The organism is Mesorhizobium sp. M7A.F.Ca.CA.001.10.2.1, from assembly GCF_003998575.1.
Lineage (GTDB): Bacteria > Pseudomonadota > Alphaproteobacteria > Rhizobiales > Rhizobiaceae > Mesorhizobium.
The window spans coordinates 1-1,867 of sequence record NZ_RZQY01000900.1; the positions used below are offsets into that span (position 1 = coordinate 1).

Annotated in this window: 2 protein-coding genes; both read right to left on the minus strand. The window is 64.3% G+C overall.

The annotated features are described in order from the left end of the window. On the minus strand, positions 1 to 985 hold a 985-nt coding region (gene purF, locus EN964_RS33220), incomplete at its 3' end, for an amidophosphoribosyltransferase (RefSeq protein WP_127277347.1). A 104-nt stretch (positions 986 to 1,089) separates the two neighbouring features. Then, positions 1,090 to 1,749, minus strand: a complete 660-nt coding sequence (locus EN964_RS33225; protein ID WP_127267853.1) for a CvpA family protein — start codon at positions 1,747 to 1,749, stop codon at positions 1,090 to 1,092. Positions 1,750 to 1,867 lie beyond the last annotated feature (118 nt).

Sequence of the window (1,867 nt, forward strand, 5' to 3'; positions counted from 1 at the left end):
CGACATAATGATTGCGGATGATGCCGAGTTCGAAGGGAATGCCTGCGGCCTGGCTGAAGCCGATCGCCGCCGGCGTGCCCGAATCCGGCACCGGCACGACGATGTCCGCCTCGACCGGGCTTTCAACCGCCAGCTCGGCGCCGATGCGCTTGCGCACCTCATAGACGTTGCGGCCTTCCACCGAGGAATCCGGCCGCGCGAAATAGACATATTCGAAGATGCAGAAGCGGGTCTTCTGCGGCTCGAAGGGGAACAGGCTCTCGATGCCCTTGGACGTGACGACGACCATCTCGCCGGGCTTCAGGTCGCGAACGAAACGCGCGCCGATGATGTCGAGCGCGCACGTTTCGGAGGCCAGGATCCAGGCGCCGTCGAGATCGCCGAGCACCAGCGGCCGGATGCCGAGCGGATCGCGGCAGCCGATCATCTTCTTGGCCGTCATCGCCACCAGCGAAAACGCACCCTCGACCTGTCGCACCGCATCGATGAAGCGCGAGTTCAAATCGCGCTCCTTGCTGGTGGCGACGAGATGCAAAAGCGTCTCGGTGTCGGAGGTGGAGGAGAAGATCGCGCCTTGCTTCTGCAGCGCGCGCTGCACGGTCATGGCGTTGGTCAGATTGCCGTTGTGGGCGACGGCGAAGCCGCCATCGGCCAATTCGGCGAAAAAGGGCTGGATGTTGCGCATGCCGGCGCCGCCAGTCGTGGCGTAGCGCGTATGGCCGATGGCGCGGTTGCCTTGCAGGCTGTCGATGACGCGCTGCTTGGTGAAGGTGTCGCCGATCAGGCCGACATGGCGTTCGACATGGAACTGGCTGCCGTCATAGGAAACGATGCCTGCCGCTTCCTGGCCGCGATGCTGCAGCGCATGCAGGCCCAGTGTGACGATGGCCGCGGCGTCCTGCCGGCCGAAAATGCCGAACACACCGCATTCGTCGTGGAAATGGTCGTCGGCCTCGGCGGAAAGCACGTCGTCTGCGTCTGCCATCTTAAGCTCCGCTAAAATCGCCATATAATGCGGGTTCGCGCCGAAAGCAACGCGGGCCGTGCGGTCGTTCACACCATCGTCGGATCCTGACGCCGTTTTCGGCGTCAGTTTGCCGGCGCCGCCGGTGCCGGAGCGTTGTTGGCCGGAGGTGTTGCGTCATTGTCGTCAGGCGCTGGCGTGTTGGCATCGTCGCCGCCCGCCGGAGCATCCGCGGCCGGTGCGTCCGGAGCAGCTGGCGTCTCGGCGGCCGGCTGATTCGGATTGAGCTTCTTGAGAATCGCGTTTTCCGGATCCTCGGGCAGCAGGCTTTCGAGCTTGGCGCCGATCTGCTCCAGCAGCGGCCGCGACTTGGCCTCCGTGACCCAGGCCGGTGCCTTGGCGCCAGCCAGCCAGTTGAAGAACAGCAGTGCGACGGCGACGACCAGGATGCCGCGCGCGGCGCCGTAGAGGAAACCGAGCGTACGGTCGAGCGCGCCGATCCGCGAATCGATGATCCAGTCGGCGAGCTTCATGGTGATGACCGATACGACGATCAGCGCGACGATGAAGACGACGCCGGCGGCGGCCGCCATGGCGATCTTTTCATTCTCGATGTAGGGCGCGAGGTAAGGCACAACCGGCTTGTAGAAGAAGAACGCCGCCGCTGCCGCCGCTGCCCAGGAGACGACGGACAGGACTTCGCGCGAAAAGCCGCGAACCATGGCGAGCATCGCCGAGACCAGAGTGAAGCCGACGAGAATTCCGTCAAGCAGCGTAATCGGCATGTCTTTCGCCCCACTCCATGAGCCGCATTATAGCGCGGAACATCGGGCTCTGAGTCCGATGCTCTAATCTTCTTCGTCCACGCGGCTTCGGCGTGAGCCGGCTATGCGTGCCACGAGG

Bases quoted from the DNA above. Each gene is read 5' to 3' on its own strand.
- EN964_RS33225 (WP_127267853.1), bottom strand. From the start codon at position 1,749: ATGCCGATTACGCTGCTTGACGGAATTCTCGTCGGCTTCACTCTGGTC.